At 62.6% G+C, this 16,750-nt stretch carries 12 protein-coding genes; 7 read left to right on the top strand and 5 right to left on the bottom strand.

What is annotated here, in order from left to right; translation table 11 throughout:
* Positions 1–331: 331 nt before the first annotated feature.
* From BM438_RS26455 to BM438_RS26445, 3 genes are read left to right on the top strand one after another with little or no spacing between them, the layout of a single operon-like run.
* Entirely contained in the window at positions 332–2,113 is a 1,782-nt protein-coding gene (locus tag BM438_RS26455; RefSeq protein WP_093640165.1) for an adenylate/guanylate cyclase domain-containing protein, read from the top strand.
* A 51-nt stretch (positions 2,114–2,164) separates the two neighbouring features.
* Entirely contained in the window at positions 2,165–3,394 is a 1,230-nt protein-coding gene (locus BM438_RS26450; protein WP_093640162.1) for a phosphatase PAP2 family protein, read from the top strand.
* 47 nt (positions 3,395–3,441) lie between these two features.
* Positions 3,442–5,682: a S8 family serine peptidase gene (locus BM438_RS26445; RefSeq protein ID WP_093640159.1), complete on the top strand. Its 2,241-nt coding sequence runs from the start codon at positions 3,442–3,444 to the stop codon at positions 5,680–5,682.
* A 113-nt stretch (positions 5,683–5,795) separates the two neighbouring features.
* On the opposite strand, the gene BM438_RS26440 is transcribed toward BM438_RS26445, so the two are convergent.
* Complete coding sequence (locus BM438_RS26440) at positions 5,796–6,062, bottom strand: DUF4148 domain-containing protein (protein WP_093640156.1); 267 nt, start codon at positions 6,060–6,062, stop codon at positions 5,796–5,798.
* 579 nt (positions 6,063–6,641) lie between these two features.
* On the opposite strand from BM438_RS26440, the gene BM438_RS26435 reads away from it, so the two are divergent.
* The 3 genes from BM438_RS26435 to BM438_RS26425 are packed head-to-tail and all read left to right on the top strand — an operon-like array spanning position 6,642 to position 10,412.
* A complete protein-coding gene (locus BM438_RS26435) occupies positions 6,642–7,235 on the top strand; it encodes a sugar dehydrogenase complex small subunit (protein ID WP_143131753.1) in 594 nt (197 codons plus the stop codon).
* Positions 7,236–7,237: 2 nt separating this feature from the next.
* Positions 7,238–8,890: a GMC family oxidoreductase gene (locus BM438_RS26430; protein ID WP_093640150.1), complete on the top strand. Its 1,653-nt coding sequence runs from the start codon at positions 7,238–7,240 to the stop codon at positions 8,888–8,890.
* Position 8,891: 1 nt separating this feature from the next.
* Complete coding sequence (locus BM438_RS26425; RefSeq protein WP_244179454.1) at positions 8,892–10,412, top strand: cytochrome c; 1,521 nt, start codon at positions 8,892–8,894, stop codon at positions 10,410–10,412.
* A 29-nt stretch (positions 10,413–10,441) separates the two neighbouring features.
* On the opposite strand, the gene BM438_RS26420 is transcribed toward BM438_RS26425, so the two are convergent.
* From BM438_RS26420 to BM438_RS26410, 3 genes are all read right to left on the bottom strand, one after another.
* Positions 10,442–11,881 carry an MFS transporter gene (locus BM438_RS26420; RefSeq protein WP_093640147.1) on the bottom strand — a complete coding sequence of 480 codons (1,440 nt, stop codon included), beginning with the start codon at positions 11,879–11,881 and terminating at the stop codon, positions 10,442–10,444.
* Between the two features lie 62 nt (positions 11,882–11,943).
* Positions 11,944–12,768, bottom strand: coding sequence for a shikimate dehydrogenase (gene aroE, locus BM438_RS26415; protein WP_244179453.1), 825 nt, complete (start codon positions 12,766–12,768; stop codon positions 11,944–11,946).
* A gap of 34 nt (positions 12,769–12,802) precedes the next feature.
* A complete protein-coding gene (locus BM438_RS26410) occupies positions 12,803–13,993 on the bottom strand; it encodes a YncE family protein (protein WP_093640145.1) in 1,191 nt (396 codons plus the stop codon).
* A gap of 209 nt (positions 13,994–14,202) precedes the next feature.
* Here BM438_RS26410 and BM438_RS26405 point away from each other — a divergent pair, with 209 nt between their 5' ends.
* Positions 14,203–15,096, top strand: a complete 894-nt coding sequence (locus BM438_RS26405; RefSeq protein WP_093640142.1) for a LysR family transcriptional regulator — start codon at positions 14,203–14,205, stop codon at positions 15,094–15,096.
* A 27-nt stretch (positions 15,097–15,123) separates the two neighbouring features.
* Here BM438_RS26405 and BM438_RS26400 read toward each other — a convergent pair whose 3' ends face one another.
* Positions 15,124–16,563, bottom strand: a complete 1,440-nt coding sequence (locus BM438_RS26400; protein ID WP_244179452.1) for an aminotransferase-like domain-containing protein — start codon at positions 16,561–16,563, stop codon at positions 15,124–15,126.
* Positions 16,564–16,750 lie beyond the last annotated feature (187 nt).

The following is a 16,750-nucleotide window of genomic DNA, read 5'->3' as shown; positions in this document are numbered from 1 at the left end:
CTTATTGCAGACACGGCAATTCAACGTGCTTCAACTTTGTCCGATATCGACTGACATAAAGCGGACCGCGGGCAAAAAAAGCCATTTTCCCGATGTTTTTTTGACCTATAACACATACAAATCGCCAGTCTGCTGAAGACATCGGCCGCGCGTCCGCGTCGCCCCGTCAGGCGGCGAGATTCACCATTTCGAGCATTTCGGCTCAACGCTGAAAGGTTGCGCTTGCGTGGGCGCGGCTCTTCCGACGTGACATTTGAAAGAATGCGCTGGGACAGTGAAGTCCTTTGCGTATAGGACCGTGCACGCCCACAAAATGGCTTGAATAAACGTCATGGCAGATTTCCCCCATTTACCGGATGGCCTGGTTTGTGTCGTTCGCTCCGTGCTGTTTATGGATCTCGTTGAATCCTGCAGGCTGATGCAGGATAACGAGGTCGAAGCAGCGCGGCGCTGGCGCGCGTTCAAGGCGCGGATCGAGAATGAATTGGTGCCTGCGCATGCCGGCCGCCTGATCAGAACCGAGGGCGACGGACTCATGGTCACGTTCGTGCGCCTGCAGGATGGACTCGCCGCGACCTTTGCGATCCAGCGCGCGTCGCGCGAGGTCAACGCAGGCGAGCCGGCGAGCACGCACATGCTCTTGCGGATGGGCTTGCACGTCACGGAGTTGTACGAAGACGAGCGTGATGTGTACGGCCGCGGCGTCAATCTGGCTGCGCGCCTCTACACGCTGGCGGGACCGGGAGAGATCGTGGTGTCCGCGCAGGTACGGGACCAGCTGACGTCCGAACTGGATGCGGAAATCGACGACCTCGGCGAATGCCATCTGAAGCATTTCGAGCATCCGGTGCGTGCCTATCGGATCGGCCCGCCTGGGCCACGTCCGCTGATCGAGCGTGGCGCTGGTTTTTTGCCGGAGTTGCGGCCCACCATTGCGGTGATTCCTTTCATCTTGCGTGGCGGCGGCGTCGAACAGCAGATGCTCGGCGAAGTGCTCGCCGACGAGATCATTTCCTCCTTGTCTCGCACGGCCGAGCTTCAGGTGATCTCGCGTTTGTCCACGACCGCGTTTCGCGAGCGCGGCGCGTCGCTCGACGAAATCAGCGGGTTTCTCGGCGCGCGTTACGTGCTGTCGGGCGCATATCGCATGTCGGGCGATCAGTTCGTGCTCGTCGCCGAGCTTGCCGAGGCCAAATCGCGGCACATTTTGTGGACCGAGAGCATCAGAGGCCGCACGTCCGAGATCATGCTCGGCGAAGACGAACTGATCGGCCGGGTGGTCGGCGCGGTCAGCAACGCGATCATCAATCGCGAACTGCATCGGGCGCGATCGCAGGCGTTGCCCACGCTCGAAATATCGACACTGCTGATGAGCGCTATCGTGCTGATGCATCGCGGAGTAGCGGACGACTTCAACCGCGCGCGAGACATGCTGGACGCGGTGATCGAACGCGCGCGCAGACAGGCGTTGCCGCATGCATGGCTCGCCAAGTGGCATGTCCTGCGCTTTAATCGCGGCTGGACTGACGACCGCCGCGGTGAAGCGCATATAGCGCTCGAATGCACGCGACAGGCGCTGGACGCCGATCCTGAGTGTTCGCTCGCGTTGACTATCGACGGATTCGTGCACACGAATCTGCTCAAGCAACTCGACGTCGCGCAGCAGCGCTACGCGCTCGCGCTCTCGGTCAATCCCAACGATTCGCTTGCATGGCTGCTCAAAGGCACGCTGCACGCATTCGAAGGCGAGGGCGAGGAGGCGGTCGACGCAACCGAGCGTGCCCTCCGCCTTTCGCCGCTCGATCCCTTGCGCTATTTCTACGAATCGCTCGGAGCCACGGCAGCGCTATCCGCAGGCCGCTACGAACGCGCGGTGGAACTGGCGCAACGGTCCCTGCGGGTGAACCGTACCAACACCTCCACGTTACGCGCGCTGGCGATCGCGCAATCGCTGCTCGGCGACGTCGAGGCGGCGCGTCTGACGGTCGGCGAAGTTCTGGCCATCGAGCCGACGCTGACGGTGCAACGTTATCTCGAACGCTCGCCTAGCGGCGCATACAAGACCGGCAAGATCTGGTCGGAGGCACTTCGTCAGGCGGGATTGCCTGGTTAGATAAAAGAAGCAATGAATGCGGTGCTGGATCCCTGAGAGTGGAGACATATCGTGAGCGGACTTGGCGGTGCTGGTGGGGCAGGCGGAGCGGGTGGTGCCGGTGGTGCGGGAATTCCGCCCGGCGGTGGCGGCGCGGGTGGCGTCTATGATGCGGGCGGCGGCAGTTCGGGCGACCCGCGGCTTCTCGCGGAAGCGCTGATCGGACATCGCGACGGGATCGTGGGCAGTTGGCGGACTCCGGAACTGGTGACGCTCAACTTCGACAATCAGAAACTGCAGGATCTCCCTACCGCGCCTGCGCTCGACGATCCCGCTCAACTGTGGCGCTGGGAGCCCTGGGTCCGCGCGACGGTGCTCGATTTCGAACTGCTGAGCAGTTTGCGCTTTTCGTTTCCAAACCCTGCTACCGCCACGCTGTCTCACCGGGCAATCGCACAAGGCGGCGCGGACGTGGATATCGTCTCCTTGAGCCGCCCGGACGTGGCCGTTTTCACGAAACAACTCGACTGGCTGGACTTCTATTCGGACCTGCGCGAGGACCGCGCCGCGGAGATACTGTGTCAGATGGGTCCGCAAGTGGCGTTCTGGAGCACTCTCATCTTTCTGCACCCGAGCCGCACGCCGAAGACGCTCGAACTGCTCGATACCGCTGTGCGATTCGCGATCTTCGCGGAAATTCGTTTCAAGCACGCGATCGCGGCACAAAGGCCGATCGAGTATTCGACCCAGGTCCAGCCGATGATCCAGACGCCAGGGCATGGCTCGCTACCAAGCGGCCATTCGACCCAGGCGTTCATTATCGCGGTAGTGCTGTGCGCATTGTTCAATGAGGGGCCCGGCTCCGTATTCCAACAGCAGGTGATGAGGCAGGCGTACCGCGTCGCGGTGAATCGCACGGTAGCGGGTGTGCATTTTCCGATCGACAGCATTGCGGGGCACGTGCTCGGTACTTCACTCGGGGAATACTTTGTTGCGCGGTGTAAGCAAAAGCTTGGCGGCAACGGCATGATTACTCCGCGCTATTTCAAGGGCAACAGCATCAACGCCAATGGTCCGCGCGGCAATCCGGATTTCGACTATCACGAGCCGCTGAGCGACGCCGATGTCGCCACCTACATCCTGAACAATTCGGGCATGACCGCGCCACAGGTGCGAGCCTATTTCTCGTTCATCGACTGGGACTCTACGCAAACGGCCGTGGATGGATCCGCCATTCTGTCGTGGCTATGGAACCAGGCGGCGAGCGAGTGGACGGGCAAGAGTCTCCAGAACACGCGTTAGCCGTAAGCTGTCGATGCGTGCGGAAAAGGTGGCATACGAGGTGGCATATGAGCTGGCAATCTTTGGCGGGTGGCGGCGCGTGGAGCGGTCTCAACTGGATCGGACGGGCTGCTAACAGCACTCGTGCCGACCCCTATCTGGCGTGGGCGGACACAACGGCGTTTGCTCACCTCGGAGGGCAACCCACGTGGGTGCGCGTCATCCTCGAACTGGAAGCGCACTGGCCAGGAGCGGCCGCTACGCCCCTTACCGCGCAGACGTTCGCGGAGAGTCTGGAAAACGGCAACGCCACGTGGAAGGCGTGGATTAAGGTATCGACCGTCTATCGCTTTCCGCCGCGTGATCTGAAAGCGTCGCGCTTCCTGAGCGCGATCGTGACAAAGCAGTTCTTCACCGAAATCGATGGCGCCATGAAGGGCGTCGTGAAGCGCTTCGAGCTCGGGATGCCGATCGCTCCTGGCGACGCGGTGCAGTCCGTGGCTCCCGGTTCCGAAGCGTCCATGCTGGGAACGCCGCCCGTCTTCGTTCCCGTCGCTCAGCCAGGCGCCGCGTCCACTGACGCGGCGGACCAGCCGCACGCCGTATTCATGGGTGTCATGGACGACGGCCTGGCGTTCGCTCACGAACGCTTTCGTTCCGTCGCCGATATTCCGTTGACCCGTATCGAATACTTCTGGAATCAGGATGACGCAGCGGCGCCGCCGCTCGGCGTGCACTACGGGCGTGAGCTAGCCGGCGCCGACATAAACGGCTTGCTTAAGCAGTGCGTGACCAAAGGACTCGTCGATGAAGACGCCGTGTATCGACTCAACGGTTACGTCGGCGCGCGCAAACGCTGGGCGCACGGCACGGAGGTCATGGATCTCGCGTGCGGCGTGAGGCACAACAGGATCGAGGCCGCCGCGTTGACCCTGGAAGGGGAGCGGACGGGAACGGTTCAACCGCCGCGCATCCTGTGCGTCCAGTTCAAAACGGCAGGGCGAACGATTCGCGACACGTCCGGGCTCTGGTTCGCCGTTCACGCGCTCGACGCGATCCGCTACCTCCTGCGTCGTGCCGACGATCTTGCCGACGGCGCAGAGTACTCGGTTGTACTCAACCTGAGCTACGGATATATGGCGGGTCCGCACGACGGCAGTTCGATCATTGAAAGCGCGATGGACGAACTGATCGGTCTACATCGCGATCTATCCATCGTCGTACCCGCGGGAAACAGCAATATGCTGCGCTGTCACGCGGTACTCGAGCTTGAGAAAGGAACGTCGAGCCCGATCACTTGGAGGGTCCTGCCCGATTGCGCCACGCCTGGTTTTCTCGAGATATGGTTGCCGAAGAATGTCGATGCATCCAGCCTGACCGTTCAGATCACGCCGCCGGGGGGAGACAAGAGCCCCGCGTTTCCCGTCGAGAATCTCTACACGTGGCAACCGGGACGCAATGTGCTGTGCACGGTGGTCTATCTGGATCGCGTCGCGACGGGGGACTGCAAGATGATCCTGATTGCACTCGCCCCTACGACGATGAATCAGTCTCAGCGCGATCCGGCGCCGGCGGGCAACTGGACCGTGACGTTGACGAACGGGTCGAGTGACGATCTGGAGATTCATGCGTGGGTGCAGCGTAATGAAACGGCCTACGGCTATCCACTGCGAGGGCGCCAGTCGCGCTTCGAGGATCAGGCGTACAAGCGGTTTGTTTTTGGAGCCCACGTGCGGGACTTCGACGCAGGCAATCCGTTGACGTGGATCAAACGTGGCGGCACGTTGAGTTCTATTGCGACCGGCGAGCACACCGTCGTGGTCGGTGCCTATCGCAGGACTGACGGACGCGCTGCGACCTACTCATCGACCGGACCTTCTCTTCTGGCGACGCAGCGATTGGGTCCGGATGCGGCGGCGGTCAGCGAAGACTCCGTCGCATGCGCAGGCGTGCTCGCCGCGAGTACGCGCAGCGGCTGTCTCGTTGCGTTGAGCGGAACCAGCGCCGCGGCGCCGCAGGTGGCACGCTTGCTGGCGAGGCAAAAAATCATCGAGCACGCGAATGGATTGCAGCCCAATACGTTCACGCCTCAACCTTCCGCTCGCGTGTGGATCGAAACCGAGGCGAATTCCCTCGATCCGGATCAGGTCGCGTCGGTTCCTCATCTGCTAGGCACATGTGTCGGCACGTTGAACCCACCGCCGGTAGCGATCGGTCAACATGCCTATGTGCCGCGTCTGCCTGCGATTCGGGCAGGCTCCGGCAGGTTGCCTTCGCCGCGCTGGAAGAAAAGAGGTATCAAGCTGTAGCGAAGCCATAGCGCGCCGAGGACCGGGTCTTGTTCACCCGGTCCTCGTCGTGCGTTACCTGCGTCATGTGCATCACGTGCGTCCGCTGCAGGCATTCGGAGCGGACAGGAAGATCATTGACCTCCCTTGAAAAGCTCCTGGAGCCTTGCGGCTTCTCCGTTCCGCTGCGAGCGCACGAGGTCCTGATAGACATCGGCGCGGGTTTTGCCCTGCTGAGTCGCGGCGCCGCCCGACATCGAGTTGGTCGACATGTCTGGCCCTTGCGAACTGTTCATGATTTCGGTCGCCGTCGGCGGCTGTTGCGCGGTGGTGTCCTGCGCGTTTGCCTGCCATGAGCACGCGCAGAGCACGCCGCTGACCAGTAAAAGTGCTGTCTTCATTTTGACTCTCCTTTAGAAGTGGCGGCGCCTGCACCCACTGCGCCGAACCGAAGCGCCGATGTGCGCCGTGTCCAGGGAGAAAGCGGGTCGCTCCGTGGAACGGAGTGAGTGCGATCGGGCGAGGTTGCAGAGACGCTTAGGCTGATTGCAGTATGCGTGTCGGGTATGGGCCCGGCTATATGGCATTGGTGATAGACGACGAAGGACGCGCGGCGCGCCGGCTACTACCTGTCCAGGCACTCGATATGAGGGTGGCGTTGCGCACCTGCGCTACGAACTGGAAACATAAGCTGTACTGCCTATATCGCTGATCCGTTATCCACCAACCTTGCGACACAACCGGCGTTTGATCTGACGGTTCCCGTCTCATCCTCTTCTGGACAATTTTTGCAAAAAGCACAATGATGTTTTGAGCAATGAGCTCACTTCATGGGATCGGTTCCAGTCTAATATCCGCTGGGCCTTTCATGCTGTGCTGTGCGTAGCGCTGGGCCAGGCCGGACTTCGGACTCGTCTATAGTCCGCTGAAAACCGTCGACTGAGAGCGAGCCAAAATTGATCAATAAGAACCTGGTGCCAATGAAGCCAGTGAACGGCGAAGAGCTTGAGTATTCGTCTGCCGACAGCATGTCGCGCCGGACGATGCTCAAGACGCTTGCGATCGCCGCGCAACTTGCGTTTCTGTCGCCCGTTGCCGCATTCGCGCAGCCATCGGTTCGGGAGACGGACTTCCTCGCGCTATCCAAAGCGCTCACCGGCCACGGGTCGATGAATCCAATCGTTGGCAAGCGTTTATACGCCGCGCTTGTCGCGAGCGATAGTACTTTCGCCGACCGTGCAGCCAGGCTGACGGGACTGATGCAAGCAGGGCAGACGCCGCAGCAGTTGCTCGCGCGGGCGAGTGGGGCAGGTCTGCGGGAAACGGTGCAGGCGATCGTCGCCGGCTGGTACACAGGGACCGTCACGCACGGCAACCAGTCGCAGTTGATTGCTTACGACGACGCGCTGATGTACAGCACGGTTAGCGATGGCCTCACCGTGCCGACGTACTGCTCGAACGGTCCGCTATGGTGGTCGAAAGCGCCGCCCGCTGCCGGCGTAGTCACGCCCGCCGAGGCCGCTAAAGCGCGTCTCGCACCGGCGCCTGCGCCCGTCACGAACAAGCAGGCCTGAAGATGAGAACGCCCACCATTTCTGCTAATGGCGATGTCGCCGCGGATGTCGTCATCGTCGGTTCCGGCGTGGTCGGCGCGCTCATGGCCGACCAGCTGGTTCGCCAGGGGTATTCGGTTGTGATTCTCGAGGCGGGCTTGCGCATCGAGCGTGCAACCGCGGTCGAGAATTGGCGCAACATGCCGTTCCCGAATCGGGTCGGCTCGGATTTTCAAGGTCTTTATCCGCAGGCGAAGGCCGCGCCCGCGCCGCTGTATTTCCCTCCCAACGACTACGTAGCCTTGAGCGGCCCGAGCGGAGGAAGTTTCAAGCAAGGCTACCTGCGCACGGTGGGCGGCACCACGTGGCACTGGGCCGCGTCATGCTGGCGCCATCTGCCGGTGGATTTCCGCATGAAGTCGACCTATGGTGTCGGCCGCGATTGGCCGATTTCCTACGACGACCTCGAACCCTACTACTGCCGCGCTGAAGAAGAACTCGGCGTTGCGGGTCCGAACGACCCGTCGCGTCAGTCGCCGACTGAACGCAGCCGTCCCTACCCAATGGACATGGTGCCGTGGGCATACGGCGATACGCGCTTTGCTGAAGTCGTCAATGCATACGGCTATCACTCGATTCCGATTCCGCAGGCGCGCAGCACGCGGCCATGGAACGGCCGGCCAACCTGTTGCGGCAACAACAATTGTCAGCCGATCTGTCCGATTGGTGCGATGTATAACGGCATCCATCACGTGCAAAGCGCGGAGCATCACGGCGCCAGGGTGCTCGCGGAGTCGGTCGTCTACAAGATCGATACCGACGAACGCAATAACGTCACCGCTGTGCATTTCTACGACGCGAAGCGTCAATCTCATGAAGCCAAAGGGCGTGCGTTCGTGCTCGCATGCAACGGTATCGAGACACCGCGCCTGTTGCTGCTCGCCGCGAATGCGCGCAATCCGAACGGGATTGCGAACGCGTCCGACCAGGTGGGGCGGAACATGATGGATCACTCGGGCTTTCACTGCACGTTCCTCGCCAACGAGCCGCTATGGTTCGGCCGAGGGCCCGCGCAGAGCAGTTGCATCGTCGGTCCACGCGACGGTGCGTTCCGCTCGAAGTATTCGTCGAACAAGATGATCCTGAATAACATCTCGCGCGTGGGACCGGCCACCGATCAGGCGCTCAAGCTTGGCCTCGTAGGCAAGGAGCTCGATGACGAAATTCGCCGTCGCGCGATTTTCGGTGTCGATCTGTCGATCAGTCTCGAACCGCTGCCCGATCCGAACAACCGTCTTACGTTGAGCAAGACGCGGCGTGACCCGCTCGGACTTGCCTGTCCCGACATCCATTACGACGTCGGCGACTACGTGCGCGACGGTGCAACCGCGGCGCATGCGCAACTCGAACATATCGGTAAGCTGTTCGACGCGGTGGAGTTCGAGATCACGACGAGCCTGAATGCGAATAACCACATCATGGGTGGCACGATCATGGGTTCCGATCCGAAAGACTCGGTGGTCGACGGCGACTGCCGCGCTCACGATCACGCGAACCTATGGTTGCCGGGCGGCGGCGCGATGGCCTCGGCCTCGGTGGTGAACACGACGTTGTCGATGGTGGCGCTCGGCATCAAGGCTGCTGATTCGATCCAGAAGACCTTGCGGCAGGCCTGAGATGAATCAGCGATTTTTCAGCATTCGTCATGCGTTCGACTCGGTGGCGAAAAATAGCCGCGCGCTGATCGCATGTGCGGCGCTGGGTCTGGCAGGCGCTGTGGGCACGCACGTCACGACGGCCATGGCGCAGCAGGTCGCCAATTCGGTGACGCCGGCGCCCGCGCCAAACAGTGAAGCAGCGCTCATTAAGCAGGGGCGTTTGCTGGCGATCGCATCGGACTGCATGGCCTGCCATACGGTCACCGACAAAGGCCGTGAGTTTGCGGGCGGCTACGGCATCGTCTCGCCGATGGGGACGATCTATTCGACCAACATCACGCCATCCAGACGCGCGGGCATCGGCAACTATACCGAAGCGCAATTCGCCCGCGCGTTGCGCGAGGGCGTTCGAGCCGATGGCGCGCATCTCTATCCGGCGATGCCGTACACCGCCTACACGGGCATGACCGATCGGGACGTGCACGCCCTTTACACCTACTTCATGAAGGGCGTCGAGCCGGTCGACGAGGTCCCGCCGCAGACCGCGTTGCCGTTTCCATTCAGCATCCGGCAGTCGATGATCGTCTGGAACCTGCTGTTCCTGAAAGACCGCCGCTTTGCGGTGGACCCGCAAAAGAGCGAGGAATGGAATCGTGGCGCCTATCTGACCAATGTGCTTGCGCATTGCAGCGCATGCCATACGCCACGCAATATGCTGATGGCCGAGGATCTGGACCGGGGCTTTAGCGGTGCGCAACTCGGTCCGTGGTACGCACCGAACATTACGTCCGATCCAGTAAGCGGAATCGGTGCATGGAGCGATGCGGAAATCGTCGACTATCTGAAGACCGGGCACGTTATCGGCAAGAACCAGGCGGCCGGCGGCATGGCCGAAGCGGTCCAGAACAGTCTGCAGTTTCTGTCCGCCGACGATCTGCACTCTATTGCGGTCTACCTGAAGAGCACGGCGCCGATCCGAACATCAGGCGAGAGCCGGCCGGCATTTGGCATCGCCGGGCGCGGCGGCGATGAGGCGTCGCTGCGCGGCACGTCAAGCCAGAATAACGTCGAAGCACCACGTTCCGGTGCTGCGCTTTTTAGCGGCTACTGCGCGAGTTGCCATCGTCCGGACGGCGCGGGCAGCACAGACCAGAGCTATCCCTCGCTGTTCCACAACACGGCGACCGGTGGCCTGAATCCGTCGAATCTGATCGCCGCGATTCTGCACGGCGTCGATCGCAAGGTTGGTGACCAGCATGTGCTGATGCCGAATTTCGGTGACGATTCCTTTGTTCAGCCGCTGACCGACGAACAGATTGCCGCGATCTCGAACTACGTACTGCAACGCTTCGGCAATTCGAATTTGACTGTCTCGGCGAATGACGTCGCCGTGGCGCGCAAGGGCGGTCAATTGCCGTTTCTCGCATGGGTGCAGCCGTTCCTCCCGGTCGCCGGCATTGCGGTGCTCGCCATACTGGCGTTCGGGTTTCTATGGGGTAAGCGGCGCAGCCGTCGCCTGACGGCACAATCTTCGCGATAAGCCCTGCCGGGCTTATCGGATCGCTGCGATCAGGAATGTTGAGTGATCGGCCGGTTGAGTGGCTTGATCGGCGTGTCAGCAGCATCACGCAAATCGTCGAGATCACGGCCGCGTGTTTCCGGTGTGAAGTAGGTTGTCACCACGCCGATCAGGCTGAGAATGGCGACGTAACTGGCAAGCGGAATCCACGCCAGAATCGTGCCCTCGTGTCCACCCCAGTGCAGCGTCGCCCAGGCGATCATGGACGCGCCGACGAGCGGCGCCACGCCGCCTGCGATGACGGCCGACACTTCGCGTCCCACCGCCACGCCGGCATAGCGATGCTGCGCGCCAAAGAGTTCCGGCAGCAGTGCGCCCTGCGTCGCGAACATGCCCCAGACGCCGGCCAACGCGACGCATAACATCGCAATGCTTGCCGTGGCGTTGCCGAGGCTCAACACCCACCAGGTCGGATAGGCCAGCAGCAATTGATAGACCGCGAATGCGCGATAGACGGGGATGCGCCCGAACCGGTCGCTCGCCATGCCCGCCAGGGGAATAATGATCGCCCCCGACGCGCCGGCGAGCAGCAGGGCGATTGGGCCGATCTGGCCTTTGAGACCGGTTGCGGTTGCGATATAGCTGATCGCGAGCGACTGATAGATCGACGAGCCGCCGTTCTCGGCCATGCGCAGGCCGATGACCTTGAGAAGCGTCGGCTTCGAATGCTGGATGAGATGCCTCAACGGATTCTCGTTGACCTCGCTGCGCGCTTCGAGTTTGGTAAACGAGGGCGACTCCTTGAGCTTCAATCGTATCCAGATCGCCACCGCGATGATCACGGCGCTCAACAGGAACGGCACACGCCACAGCCAGCTTTGCGAAAGATCCTCGACGCGGACCAGCGCGAAGTAGATCGCAGCGGCCATGACGGTGCCCAGCAGCACGCCCATGAACGGCAACGCAGCGAAATAGCCGCGACGTTTGGCCGGTGCGTACTCCGCCATCAACACGGCAGCGCCTGCCTGTTCAGCGCCGGCGCCCAGGCCCTGCAGCAGGCGGCACCCTACGAGCAGTATCGGCGCCCAGATGCCTGCGGAGGCATAGGTGGGCAAAAAGCCGATGAGCGTGCTCGCGATGCCCATCAGCAGGATCGTCGCCATCAGGACGAACTTGCGCCCATAACGGTCGCCGAGCGTGCCGAAGATGATGCCGCCCACCGGCCGGATGGCGAAGCCCAGAAAGTACGCGCCGAAGCTCGCGATCAGTCCGATGGCCGGCGTGCTCGACGGAAAGAAGAGCGGCCCGAAGATCAGCGCCGAGGCGAGGTTGTACAGCGCGAAGTCATAGTATTCGAGCGCGCTGCCGAGCGACGCCGCCCATGCGGCGCGATACAGGTCGGCGTTCGTGACTTCGTGCTTGCCGGCGCCGGAGCCGGCGGCATGGCCCGTGTCGCGCGGGTCTATCGCAACGGTGTGCTGATGTTTCATCTTGTCGTCTCCTCCAATCGGGATGCCATGCAGGTCATTTCACTCATGACCTGAACGGTCCGCTAGCCCACGCGTGCAATCTCGTCGAGCAGAGCCGTGCTCATCGTCTCGAGCGGCGCGGGTTTGCCTGTGTACAGTTCGATCTGGCCGCAGAATTGATGCAGCAGCATCCGCGTGCCATCGACGACGCGGCACCCAAGCTCTTCGGCTTCGCGAATCAGCCTGGTGCGCACCGGGATAAACGCCGCGTCCATCACGAACAGATGCGGCGCAAGTTGTTCGGGCTTCAGCGGATTGACGTCGGGCGCGCGGAAGCCGGCAGCCGTCGCATTGACCACGCCGTCAAAACCGGCCGCAGCGAAATCATTCAGATCGCCGCCGAAAGCGAGACCGAAGTGGCGGGCCAGTTCTTCGCCACGCGACGCGGTGCGGTTGAACACGGTGAGCTCCGCGCCGGCGCGCTGCACGCCCCAGGCGATCGCGCGCGCCGCGCCGCCCGCGCCGAGCAGCGCGATGCGGCGGCCCGGCAGCGAGGTCACTTCTTCGAGCGCACGCACGGCGCCCATGCAGTCGGTGTTGTAGCCGGTCAGGTGGCCGTCGCGATTGTCGATCGTGTTGACTGCGCCGATTTCGCGCGCCGTTTCGTCGAGTGCGTCGAGGTAGGGAATCACGGCCTGTTTGTGCGGCATCGTCACATTCAGGCCGCGAATGCCGAGCGTGCGCATCGCGTTTATCGCGCCGGCAATATCATCCACACCGAAGCTCACGAAGGTGTAGTCGACGCCTAGCGCCCGATAAGCCGCGTTGTGCACCTTGACGTTGAACGTAAACGGCTGGCCGGCGAGCGAGCCGCATAGCGTCGGAATCGAGTGAGGCATGAAGGGCATGGACTGTTTCCGTGTGGTATTCAGTTGACGATGATCAGCGCGGGGTTGTACGAAGCGACGAAGGGCCGCCCGTTAGCGCGATGCGCTGTCCGGTGTCCTGCAAATGGCCGCCGTTTACCGCGAACATGGCGAGCTGCTTCTCGACGTTGAACTGCACGATCAGATGCTTGCTGTCAGCGGTAAACACGATGCCTTGCGCGGCTTCTCCACCCGGCGCCTCGGACATCTTCACGGCCTGGCCGTTGCGGATCGCGAAGAGCAGAACTTTGCCGCGCGCATGGCGTCCGGGGTTGTCCGGTGTGAGGTTTGAGCCGTCCATGGCCTGTACGCCGATCCATTTGCCGTCGGGCGAGATCGCCACGCCTTCGGGCAACGAGGGCACCGTGATGTGTTGAACCGCGCGGAACGGCTCGTGCGATATGTCGATGAGCGTGATGGTGTCGGCATCCCCCGCGAGTTTGCCGGCGTAGGCGGGCAGGCCGGAGAGGCCGACGTCGCTCACGACGGCCCACTTGCCGTCGCTCGATACGTCGACGGTGTAGGGCGCCACGCCGCTTGAGAGGCGCACGCCACTATCGGTGACGTGGCCGTCCGCGATGTTCAGCACGGCAACGCCTTGCTCGTCGCGCAGTGCCACTAACGCATGCTTGCCGTCGTGCGTGAAGCTCACACCGGCCAGACGCTTCTGGCCGATCTTTAGCGTATCCACCGGCGTCACGCGGTTTCCGTCGATGCTGAGCACCACCACGCTGCCGTCGACGCACGCAACGAGCGCCAGCTTGCCGCTACGGTCGATGGCGATGCCCTGCGGATGGCTGCCGATCTCGAGCCGGCTAACGGCGGGCGGCGATGCCCGCAGATCGATCACCTGAACAAAGGAATCCATCAGCAGCTTGCCGGCGGCCTGATCGTAGCGGGTGGGCGCGCCGACCAGCGCTACGGCGGCGTCCGGCGTGACCGCGACTGCTTGCGGTGGTCCCTGGATGCCGTTCTCTACCTCGACCTGAACCTTGACCTGCGGCGGAAATTGGCTGGCGTCGAGGAGCGTGAGCGTGTCGGGTTGAGGATTGGCCGGATAGGTATCGCGTCCCTCGACGCGCTGATACTTGCCGTCGTTGCCCGAGACGATCCAGTCCGCGGCGTGCGCGGCGCATGCCGCGAAGGCGATTGTCAAACCGGCGAGCGTCTGCGCGCCGCGCGTCCGGCTCGAGATCAATGAATGCATGTCGATGTCTCCGATCTTGTGTTTTGTGGCGTGCTGCCGTGGTGGACGGCGTCTCTCAGGCCCTCAGGCTGCGCCGCGCATCCAATGATGCGCCCCGCTTGCCTCGAATGCCCACCAGTTCAACGCAAGTGCAGCAAACGCGCCAATAGTCTTTCATGACGTTGTTATCATGATTCGTGATGACAAGCGCCCGCTTGCGGAGAGACACCATGGAATTGAAGCATCTGCGCGCCTTCGTAGCGCTGGCTGAAGAGCTGCATTTCGGCCGCGCGGCGCAGCGCCTATGTATCGTGCAGCCTGCGCTGAGCATGCAGATCAAGGCACTGGAAGAAGAACTGGAGGTGCGGCTCTTCGAGCGCGACCGGCACAAAGTCGCATTGAGCGACACCGGGCGGCTCTTTCTGCCCGAAGCGCGCGCCACGCTTCATCAGGCGACGCGCGCGGAGCAGACCGCGAGGCTTTCCGCGCGCGGGGAAATTGGCGCGTTGCGCATTGCGTTCGTGTCGTCGGTCCTGCCCAAGTTGCTGCCCGATCTGATCCGCAGCATGCACGCGCGCTATCCGCTCATCACGCTGGAGTTGAAGGACCTGCCGACGCCGGACCAGATCGCGGCCCTGCATGACAACAAGCTCGACTTCGGCCTGCTGCGCATGCCCGTGAGCGGCTCAGGACTCGAAACGCGCGTCGTGCTGGAAGAATCGTTCGTGGTGGCGGTACCCGAAGATCACGCACTAGCCGCGAAGCCCCTGATTCATCCGACTGACCTGAGCGGCTCGCCCGCTTTCGTGCTCTCGCGGCGATACGCGCCCGGTTTCTATGACGAGATGCTCGTCGCGTTGACCCAGCAGGGCGCGGTGCTCGACATCGCTCAGGAACTGGGCGAATTCCCCACCATGCTGGCGCTGGTGGCGGCAGGGCTCGGTATCGGCGTCATTCCGGCCGAGGCGGCGCTGGCTTTGCCGCCCAAGGTCGTGGCGCGTCCGCTCGATCTTCCTGGTCACCGGACCGGTATCGGTCTTGCGTATACGCGGCTCGATAGTCCGGCAAAACGGGCGCTCTTCGAAGTGATGGAGCATTGTGCCAGCGATGCACGGGAGAACTGAGTTCGGGTGTCCACGCACTAAAGCCACTCAACCCTCGAGCAACGCTTGCGCGAGCCCTCCCAGCCGACGGACGCCGTCTTCGATGCGATGGTCCCACGCATGCCCGGCGCTCAGCCTGAGGCAGTTGCGAAAGCGCCGGCTTGCGGAGAAGACGTCACCAGGCGCGAAGCAAATGCCTTGTTCGAGTGCTTCGTCGAAGAGCGCGCGCGAGTCGAAGCGCCTCGGCAGTTCCAGCCAGAGCATGAAGCCGCCTGCCGGCCGGCTCACTTTTGTGTCGGTCGGGAAGCTTGTCTCGATCGCACGCGTCATGCGCCCGAGGTTCTCTTCGAAGATGCGCCGCACGCCGCGCAAGTGTGCATCGTATGCGCCGCTCTCCAGAAAGTCCGCGAGCGCGACCTGAGGCAGAACAGGGCAGCAGAGGCTGAACGCCAGTTTGCGTTCCATCACCTGCTGTGCGTAAGCACCCGCCACGATCCATCCGACCCGGTACCCGGGTGCGAGGCTCTTCGAAAACGAGCTGCAGTAGATCGTATTGGCGCCGCCGTCGAGCGCGATGAACGGCTTGGGCCGTTCGCGACTGAAGTGGATATCGCCATAGACGTCGTCTTCGATCAGCGGCACGGCATGCCGTGCGAGCAGCGCAAGGAGCGAGCGCTTGTCGGCTTCGGCCATCGCACAGCCTAGCGGGTTGTTGAAATTCGACGACAGTACGCAGGCGGCCACCGGTTCCGTATCGAGCAGGCGGGCGAGCGCGTCAACGTCGATGCCGCGCGTCGGGTCGGTGGGCAGCTCGAAGGCCTTCAGGCCCAGCACTTCGAGAGTATGGAGGAGGCCAAAGTAAGTGGGTGATTCGATCGCAATCGAATCACCACGCTTCGCGACTGCGGTCAGCGCGAGTGTCAATGCCTCGGTGCAGCCGTTCGTGATGAGCAGGTCGTCGGGCGACAGCGCATGTCCGAAGTGCATCGCCCGTTTCGCGATTTCGCGGCGCAGGCGCGGGTCGCCTTGCGGCGCGCAATAGATGTTGTAGCGCGTGCCGTGTTGACGTGCGGCACGCGCGAGCGCGAGGTCGAGCCGCTTCGACTGCAGCAGCGCCGCGTCGGGTACGGCGCAGCCGAGCGGCACCAGCCCCGGATTCGATACGTGCTCGAGCAGTCCCGCGACCGCGCCGCTGATCGACACCGTCGACGCTTTCGCGCGCGGCCGCGAGATCGATGGCAACGCGAGCGCGCCGCGGCGCGAGCCCGCGACATAAAAGCCTGACTGCGGCCGCGCGACCAGAATGCCGCGATCTTCGAGCAGGCGATACGCCTGTAACACCGTGGAGATGCTGATGCTGTGCTGTTCGCTGACGGCGCGCACGGATGGCAGACGCGTGCCCGCCGCGAGCGCGCCATTGTCGATCATGCCGACGATGAGCTCAGCCAGGCGCTCGTAGCGGTACGGAGTGGGCGTGTCCATGTCCATGGAAGGGCTCATAACAGTGTAATCGGTGTAATCCACGATTATCGACCCGGCGCCGCGGCTCGCCAAGAGGAATTGTGATGGTCAATTTTGCGGAAAATTGTGACTGTTATGGTCGACCGGTGGGCGCTACGATGCAGGCGTTGCGATCGCGTCTGAAGGAGCCGGGGTGCTGCGTACAGCGATAAAT

It is taken from the genome of Paraburkholderia aspalathi, assembly GCF_900116445.1.
Taxonomy (GTDB): domain Bacteria; phylum Pseudomonadota; class Gammaproteobacteria; order Burkholderiales; family Burkholderiaceae; genus Paraburkholderia; species Paraburkholderia aspalathi.
Note: the sequence above shows the minus strand (reverse complement) of the source record. Positions and strands in the feature narration are given on the sequence as shown.

Coding starts and splice junctions, on each gene's coding strand:
- BM438_RS26455 (WP_093640165.1), top strand. CDS start 332: ATGGCAGATTTCCCCCATTTACCGGATGGCCTGGTTTGTGTCGTTCGC.
- BM438_RS26445 (WP_093640159.1), top strand. CDS start 3,442: ATGAGCTGGCAATCTTTGGCGGGTGGCGGCGCGTGGAGCGGTCTCAAC.
- BM438_RS26440 (WP_093640156.1), bottom strand. CDS start 6,062: ATGAAGACAGCACTTTTACTGGTCAGCGGCGTGCTCTGCGCGTGCTCA.
- BM438_RS26435 (WP_143131753.1), top strand. CDS start 6,642: ATGAAGCCAGTGAACGGCGAAGAGCTTGAGTATTCGTCTGCCGACAGC.
- BM438_RS26430 (WP_093640150.1), top strand. CDS start 7,238: ATGAGAACGCCCACCATTTCTGCTAATGGCGATGTCGCCGCGGATGTC.
- BM438_RS26425 (WP_244179454.1), top strand. CDS start 8,892: ATGAATCAGCGATTTTTCAGCATTCGTCATGCGTTCGACTCGGTGGCG.
- BM438_RS26420 (WP_093640147.1), bottom strand. CDS start 11,881: ATGAAACATCAGCACACCGTTGCGATAGACCCGCGCGACACGGGCCAT.
- aroE (WP_244179453.1), bottom strand. CDS start 12,768: ATGCCCTTCATGCCTCACTCGATTCCGACGCTATGCGGCTCGCTCGCC.
- BM438_RS26410 (WP_093640145.1), bottom strand. CDS start 13,993: ATGCATTCATTGATCTCGAGCCGGACGCGCGGCGCGCAGACGCTCGCC.
- BM438_RS26405 (WP_093640142.1), top strand. CDS start 14,203: ATGGAATTGAAGCATCTGCGCGCCTTCGTAGCGCTGGCTGAAGAGCTG.
- BM438_RS26400 (WP_244179452.1), bottom strand. CDS start 16,563: ATGGACATGGACACGCCCACTCCGTACCGCTACGAGCGCCTGGCTGAG.